Here is a 7,012-nt window from a genome sequence, read left to right as displayed (position 1 = left end):
GCGACCGGGTTGAGCGGCGCACCGTGGACGTCGCGCCTGTCCTCTGGGATGATCTCCGGTCCGCCGTCGATCGGCTTTCCGATACCGTTGAAGACCCTTCCGAGCATGTCCATGCTGACCGGAACCTTGAGGGTCTCTCCGGTGAAGCGGACGCGGGTTGTCTTGACGTCGAGGTCTCTCGTTCCCTCGAAGACCTGGACGATGGCAAGGTTCTCCCTTGCCTCGAGGACCTGTCCCTTCCTCTTCTCTCCGCCCTCGGTCTCTATCTCAACGACCTCACCGTAGGCGACGCCCTTGACACCCTCGACGATCATGAGCGGTCCGTAAATCTTGCTAACGGTTGAGTACTCCATTCCCGGCATCGACATCACGCCCCGTACCTCTTGAAGAGCTCCTCAAACTGAGCGTTCGTCTCATCCATGAGAGCCCTGACGTTCTCAAGCTCGGGCTCGTACTTCATACGGCCTATCTTCTCCCTGACGGGGAGCTTGGCTATCTCGTCAACCGGAACGCCCCTGTCCACGGCCTCCATGGTCTTGTCGTAGAAGTTGAGGATAACCCTGAGCATGGTGACCTGCTTCTTCGGCGGGCAGTAGGTGTCAACCTCGTCGAAGGCGTCCTGCTGGAGGTAGTCCTCACGTATCATCCTGGTGACGATGAGCACCGCCTTCTCCCTGTCCGGGAGGGCATCAGGACCGACGATCCTGACGATCTCCTGGAGCTCGGCCTCCTTCTGGAGAAGCTCCATGGCCCTGTCGCGCATGGCCTTCCATTCCGGATCAACGTTCTGGTGCCACCAGTCCTTGATAGCGTCGACGTAGAGCGAGTAGCTCCTGAGCCAGTTGATGGCCGGGAAGTGCCTCCTACGAGCAAGGTCTGCATCGAGCGCCCAGAAGACCTTGACAACACGGAGGGTATTCTGAACGACCGGCTCGCTGAAGTCTCCACCGGGCGGCGAAACTGCACCTATGACCGAAACGCTTCCTACCCTCTCCTCGCTTCCGAGGGTCACGACACGGCCGGCACGCTCGTAGAACTCGGCGATCTTGCTCGCGAGGTAGGCCGGGTAACCCTCCTCACCCGGCATCTCCTCGAGACGACCCGAAATCTCACGGAGAGCCTCGGCCCATCTGCTCGTCGAGTCGGCCATCAGGGCCACGTCGTAGCCCATGTCCCTGAAGTACTCGGCGATGGTGATTCCGGTGTAGATTGAAGCCTCACGGGCAGCGACGGGCATGTTCGAGGTGTTGGCTATGAGAACGGTCCTCTCCATGAGCGGCTTTCCGGTCTTCGGGTCCTTGAGCTTCGGGAACTCCTCAAGGACGTCGGTCATCTCGTTTCCGCGCTCACCGCAGCCTATGTAAACAACGATCTGGGCGTCACTCCACTTGGCGAGCTGGTGCTGGGTAACGGTCTTTCCACTTCCGAACGGGCCAGGAATGGCGGCGGTTCCACCCTTGGCCTGGCTGAAGAAGGTGTCTATGGTCCTCTGTCCGGTGATGAGCGGAACCTCCGGCGGGAGCTTGTTCTTGTAGGGCCTCTTAACACGGACGGGCCACTTGTGGTACATCTTGAGCTCCTCGATGCTCCCGTCCGGCTTCTTGACCTTAGCTATGACCTCCTCAACAGTGTAGTCGCCCTCCTCGGCTATCTCGACTATCTCACCCTCCACCCACGGGGGAACGAGTATCTTGTGCTCGATGATGCTCGTCTCGGGAACGACACCGAGCACGTCGCCGCCGACAACCCCGTCGCCGACCTTGACCCTGGGCGTGAAGTGCCACTTCTTGTCCCTCGGAAGGGCCGGGGCGGTGAGACCTCTGGCTATGAAGTCTCCGCTGAGGTCCCTGAGGGCCTCAAGCGGCCTCTGAATTCCGTCGTACATGGCGGTGAGCAGTCCGGGACCGAGCTCAACGCTCAGGGAGGCACCGGTTCCCTCGACCGGCTCACCCGGTCTTATACCTGCAGTCTCCTCGTAGACCTGGATAACAGCCTTGTCACCCTCAAGGCGGATGATTTCTCCTATGAGACCCATTTCGCCGACGCGAACGACCTCGTACATCTTGGAGCCCTTCATATCGTCGGCGACGACCAGGGGACCCGTAACACGAATTATCCTTCCCATTTCCTTTCACCTCTTCAGCTCAACACCAATTGCCCTCCTAACTATCTCCTTAATCGCCTCTTCGCCGAACCTAGAGCCGGACTTGTCCGGCACCTGAAGGATGATCGGAAGCGTAACCTCGGGTATCTCAACCTTCTGGGCGAACCTCTCCGTTATGAGTATTATTCCCACGTCGCCCCTCTCGATAAGCTCCCTGAGCTTGTTCCTGAGCCTCTCAATCTCGAGAGGCGTGTCCTCAAAGGAATAAACCTCATGGGCGCCGGCGAGTCTGAACCCCAGCGCCGTGTCCCTGTCCCCGAGCACGGCTATCTTCATGTGGCATCACCCGCCATCTCCTTTATCCTCTCTGGCTCGAGGCCGTCGCTGATGAGCTTGGCTATGGCCCTGAGCTTCCTGACCTCACGCTCCTTCTGAAGGACGTAGCCGAGCGGTGCGGCCACGCTGAGCGGGTAGAACCTGTTAAACTCGTTCACCCGCGTGAGGATGTGCCTCTCGAGGGCCCTCTCGAGGACGCTCAGATCCCTCTCGACATCCTCCCTGACGTCCCTGATGACCGGGCCGTACTTGGTAGAGTCCAGCTCCGCCAGTGCCATGCCGAGGTCGTCCACGTGCAGGAGTGGGTCGAGCCTGACGCTTCCGCCGGGTATGAGCATGGGCCTGATCTCCTCAGCGGGCATTCCAGCGACCTTGGCCCTGAGGACTGTGAGGATGTTCAGTTTGTCTATCTTCAGCCTGATGAACTCTTCAAGGATGACGCGTTCATCCTCCTTCCTGGAGAGGGCGTAGCTGAGCAGCTTACCGTAGTGCATCCTGTAGAGCTCGGTCTCAAACTCCCTGGGGGTTATCTCCCCGAGGATGAGCTTCTGGTAAGGCTCCTCGTAGGGGGTACCCTCTAGCACGACGAGTATCTCCTCCATGGTTTTGGCCCCTGCGATGGCATTGATCTTCGGGAGCATGGTTCCGATTTCGATGACGTAGTCCGCCGCCGGCTCTCCTGCCAGCTTGGCCTTGACGACGCTCGCCACGTTCCTGACGTCCCACTCCTCAAGCATGAGCCTGAAGAAGGGAGCGGACCTCTTCGGGAGGATTTTAATCATCAGCTCATAGGTTCCAGCCAGGGCTCTCTCCAGGGCCCTCTCTATGGATTCAACGTCGTAGCTGGAGAGATCGGCGAAGTAATCCCTGTAGTCGGTGTCCTCAAGACCGACGACGAAGTTCTGGAGCGTCCTGCTCTCCGCCAGCTCGTTGAACCTCTGCTCGGTGAGGAGCTTCGCCTCCATCGCCCTTATCCTGGCGTTGGGGTAAGAGTAGGGGGTGTATTTCCAGATTATTCTGGCCGTTTTGTATCCCACCCACGTGAACACCACTGCAAGGGTAGTGTCCAGTATTCCGCTCACCGCTCCTGGTTCCATCGCCCTCACCCGAATAGAGCCTTGGCTATTTCCGCCCTGAGCTCGCCTTCAAACCTCTCTATCCTGGCCTCGAAGGTGTTGTTAACCCTGACGGCGCCGTCGGGGGTCTCAACGACGAGGCCGCCTATGGTGCCGACCGGCTCCCCAAGGCTCACCTCGATCTCCCTGCCGAGCCTCTCGCCGAGGGCTTTTCTGAACTCATCGGCCCTCTCTGAGAGGAGCTTCAGAGTCCTCTCGTTGGAGCGAACGACGACGCTCTCGGAACCGAGCTCCCCAACCGCCTGAACCGCAAGGTCAACGAGCATCGGGAAGTATTCCTCGTCGGGAAGCTCCGCAAGCCTCTCACGAAGCGCGGTAATGACCTCCTGGATGAGCTCCTCCTGAACCTGAAGGCGCTTCTTCCTGACCTCGAGCCTGGCGTTGGCCACTATGCGCTGCCTCTCTATCTCGGCCTGGGTCTTGGCCTTCCTGAGTATCCAGTCGGCCCTCGCCTCGGCCCTCTTTCTCGCCTCGGCCTTGATCTTCTCTGCCTCTTCCTGGGCCTGCTTGAGGATGTACTGTATCTTCTGCTCCGCTTCCCTGTTTATCTCCTGAATGATCAGCTCTGCCCCTTCCATTCTCCTTCCTCCTTGGAATTAAAGAAAGTTGGCGGAGTCAGAAGCCGACTCCGGTAACTATCATGATCAGGGCACCGACGAGACCGAAGATGGCCATGGTCTCGGCCATAGCGGCGAAGATGATTCCCTGGGTGAAGGTCTTCGGGTTCTTGGCGACGGCACCGATACCGGCGCTGGCGATGATACCCTGCGGGATGGCCGAGAGGCCGGTGAGACCAACCACGAGACCGGCACCGAGGAGTATGGCACTCTTAACGATGTTGTCCATGTTGGTCGGGTCGGTGAACTTGAAGCCGCCACCGAGGATTCCCGAGACCATCAGGATGAGGAACAGGGTAATGAGGCCGTATATACTCTGGGTCATTGGAAGACCCTCAAGGATGAGGGCGTTCTTGAAGTTCTTCTCATCCTCGGCGACGACTCCTGCCGCTGCTGCACCTGCTATACCAACACCGAAGGCCGAAGCGGCTCCGGCGAGACCGGCCGCAAGGGCCGCACCAAGGGATACGTAAACTATCGGGTCCATCTTTCATGCACCTCCTTAAGCTTCAAACTCCAACTCAGACACTTCTCTTTTTGCCCTGAAGGGCTCGAAGGGTTTACCTTCACCTGAATAGAACGTACCGAAAAATTCAACGTACTGGAGACGGAGCGAGTGGACGAACGCTCCGAGGGCGTTGATGGCGACCGAAAACAGCTGGCCGCCGGCAAAGAGTATGAGACCTATGACTATGCCTATCGGAACGGGGCCTATGCTTACACCCCAGACCATCTGCACGAGGATGTTGATGACCATTGCTATTCCTGCCGTCGCTAGGGCCAGCGCCATCAGCCTCGCGTAGCTGAGCCAGCTTCCCACGAAGCCGAAGAAGTCCGAGATTATCAGCAGCACCGCCAGCCCGCCGTTGTTGACTATCTCCCCTATCGCGAAGAGGACGAGGCCCACTCCAAAGAGGCCCTTTGCGGCCATGGCACCGGCCGGGCTGTTGCTTCCGAGCACGAAAGTGACTATGCCGAGGATTATGAGCATCCATGACAGCTGGTCGAACAGGGCGCCCTTCCTGTCGCCGTTCTTGAACTTGACCACGAAGCCCAGGGTGTAGCCCAGGAAGAGGTGGGCTATGCCTATCGCGAGGGCGAGCTGGAGCACCACGAGGGCATCCTGGAAGGTGTCCCAGACGCGCGGGACGGTGAATCCAGCGAGGTCGAGGGCGTTGCCGAAGTAGCTGCCGAAGATGGCGCCCATAATCATGGTGAAGAACGAACTGATGAGCAGTGTGTAGGAGAACTTGTAGGTGCCGTCGTTGAACTTCCTGTGTCCCTTGACGAGGAGCGCCGCGATTATGGCTATGATGAGACCGTACATGAAGTCGGTGAGCATGAATCCGAAGAAGAACGAGTAGGTGAAGGTTATTATCGGAGTCGGGTCTATCTCGTCGTACTTGGGAACGCCGTACATCTCGGTGAGCATCTCGAAGGGCCTGGCCCAGCCGGGGTTCCTGAGCTTTATCGGAATCTCGTCGAGCTCCTCCGTACTCGGCTCGCGGACGTTGATGTAGGCCTTGTTCTCGGTAACCCTCTTTATTCCCTCGAGAACCCTGGGGACATCGGCCCTGGGGAGCCAGCCGACGAGGGCGAACGTCATGTTGGTTCTGGCGAGCATCGGAAGCACCGTGGATTTGTCGCGCTCGTTCTCCATCAGCTCCTGGTAGAAGACGACGTCGTCGTAGTACTTCTCTGCCAGCATCTCGGCATCTCTCTTGGCGCTCTCAAGCTCTTGCTCCTTGGCGCGGAGCTTCTCCTCGTAAACCGCTATGAGCTCCTTCGGCGTTCCCTCCCCCGCGGGAACCTCGAGCCTCTCGAGGGAGTACTTGGCGAGTATCGGGTTGGCCTTCTCGTAGTCGCGCTTGAGGAAAGCGAAGACCGCCAGAACCTTGTCCTTGAACTCCTTGGAGACGACGACGGCCCTTCCATCGGTGGCCTTCTCGACCTCCTCAACGAGGGGCCTGAACTTGTTCCTGTCAACGGTTCCTACGATTATCTCGAGCATGCCCGTTGATTTAAGGTACGAAACGTCGAGGTTGAGCGCGGAGAGCAGCTCAAGAATCGCGATGTCGTTCTTTATCCTCTCGATCTCGGTCTGGGTGGAGGTTATCTTGCCCTCAACCGCCTTTATCTCGGGCTCGACCGTGGCCAGGAACGCCTCAACGTCCTTGATGAGCTTCTCCACTCCCTCGTACCGGTACTTCTTCTTCGCCCTCTCACTCGGGAAGATGAACTCCCTTATGCCGCCCCCGGTCTGCTTCTTATACGCCTTGAGAAAATCGACGAGCCGGGATATGGTTATGCTGTACGAGGCGGCCTTCCTGTGGTACTCGTTCGGCGAGTCCTTTTGGGCCACGTCAACGCTGAGCTCCCTTATCTCGATCACGCCGTTCTCGTGGAGGTAGGTGAGAAGACTGTCCTTGTAGCGGTTGAGCGTGATGACCTCTATTTTGACCATCTCTTCAGGCTTGAACATCGTCAGCTCCCTCTCACGAGTGCTATACCAGCCGAGATGGCCCTCTCAAAGTTGTTGGTGGCCTTCACCTTAAGCTCCTCTATCTCAGCGTTGCCCTCCTCGAGGACCTTTTTGGCCTCCTCCTCGCCTTCGGCGCGGGCCTTCTCGACGAGGGCTTCCGCCTGAGTCTCAGCGTTCCGTATAATCTCCTTCTCGAGAAGCTTGGCCTCCTCACGGGCCTTAAGCACTATCTCCCTGGCGTCCTCCTTGGCCTTCTCAATGCGTGCCTCGGCCTGCTTCTCTGCATCAACAATCTGCTTGATGACGTCCTCCATGATTAGCCCCCCAATGACCCTGA

General features: G+C 58.5%; 8 protein-coding genes. All 8 read right to left on the bottom strand.

All coding sequences use genetic code 11. The annotated features are described in order from the left end of the window. Positions 1–362, bottom strand: a 362-nt coding sequence (locus APY94_RS10520) for an HAS-barrel domain-containing protein (RefSeq protein WP_281176037.1), incomplete at its 3' end; no start/stop codon positions are given. 5 nt (positions 363–367) lie between these two features. Further along, a complete protein-coding gene (locus APY94_RS10515) occupies positions 368–2,125 on the bottom strand; it encodes an ATP synthase subunit A (protein ID WP_058939586.1) in 1,758 nt (585 codons plus the stop codon). A 6-nt stretch (positions 2,126–2,131) separates the two neighbouring features. Continuing rightward, on the bottom strand, positions 2,132–2,440 hold the full coding sequence (locus APY94_RS10510; RefSeq protein WP_058939585.1) for a V-type ATP synthase subunit F: 309 nt from the start codon (positions 2,438–2,440) through the stop codon (positions 2,132–2,134). Then, positions 2,437–3,537 (bottom strand): V-type ATP synthase subunit C, encoded by a 1,101-nt coding sequence (locus tag APY94_RS10505; RefSeq protein ID WP_058939584.1) that lies wholly within the window; start codon positions 3,535–3,537, stop codon positions 2,437–2,439. The genes APY94_RS10510 and APY94_RS10505 overlap by 4 nt, the downstream gene beginning before the upstream one ends. A gap of 5 nt (positions 3,538–3,542) precedes the next feature. Then, positions 3,543–4,154 (bottom strand): V-type ATP synthase subunit E, encoded by a 612-nt coding sequence (locus APY94_RS10500; RefSeq protein WP_058939583.1) that lies wholly within the window; start codon positions 4,152–4,154, stop codon positions 3,543–3,545. A 37-nt stretch (positions 4,155–4,191) separates the two neighbouring features. Then, entirely contained in the window at positions 4,192–4,680 is a 489-nt protein-coding gene (locus APY94_RS10495) for a V-type ATP synthase subunit K (protein ID WP_014788773.1), read from the bottom strand. Positions 4,681–4,695: 15 nt separating this feature from the next. Further along, a complete protein-coding gene (locus APY94_RS10490) occupies positions 4,696–6,675 on the bottom strand; it encodes a V-type ATP synthase subunit I (protein WP_058939582.1) in 1,980 nt (659 codons plus the stop codon). Between the two features lie 2 nt (positions 6,676–6,677). After that, the gene (locus tag APY94_RS10485; RefSeq protein ID WP_058939581.1) at positions 6,678–6,989 is read right to left on the bottom strand and encodes a V-type ATP synthase subunit H; all 312 of its coding nucleotides are present in this window, start codon (positions 6,987–6,989) and stop codon (positions 6,678–6,680) included. Between the last annotated feature and the right edge of the window lie 23 nt (positions 6,990–7,012).

The sequence above is a fragment of the Thermococcus celericrescens genome (assembly GCF_001484195.1).
GTDB lineage: Archaea > Methanobacteriota_B > Thermococci > Thermococcales > Thermococcaceae > Thermococcus > Thermococcus celericrescens.
Note: the sequence above shows the minus strand (reverse complement) of the source record. Positions and strands in the feature narration are given on the sequence as shown.

Coding starts and splice junctions, on each gene's coding strand:
- APY94_RS10510 (WP_058939585.1), bottom strand. CDS start 2,440: ATGAAGATAGCCGTGCTCGGGGACAGGGACACGGCGCTGGGGTTCAGA.
- APY94_RS10515 (WP_058939586.1), bottom strand. CDS start 2,125: ATGGGAAGGATAATTCGTGTTACGGGTCCCCTGGTCGTCGCCGACGAT.
- APY94_RS10490 (WP_058939582.1), bottom strand. CDS start 6,675: ATGTTCAAGCCTGAAGAGATGGTCAAAATAGAGGTCATCACGCTCAAC.
- APY94_RS10505 (WP_058939584.1), bottom strand. CDS start 3,537: ATGGAACCAGGAGCGGTGAGCGGAATACTGGACACTACCCTTGCAGTG.
- APY94_RS10485 (WP_058939581.1), bottom strand. CDS start 6,989: ATGGAGGACGTCATCAAGCAGATTGTTGATGCAGAGAAGCAGGCCGAG.
- APY94_RS10495 (WP_014788773.1), bottom strand. CDS start 4,680: ATGGACCCGATAGTTTACGTATCCCTTGGTGCGGCCCTTGCGGCCGGT.
- APY94_RS10500 (WP_058939583.1), bottom strand. CDS start 4,154: ATGGAAGGGGCAGAGCTGATCATTCAGGAGATAAACAGGGAAGCGGAG.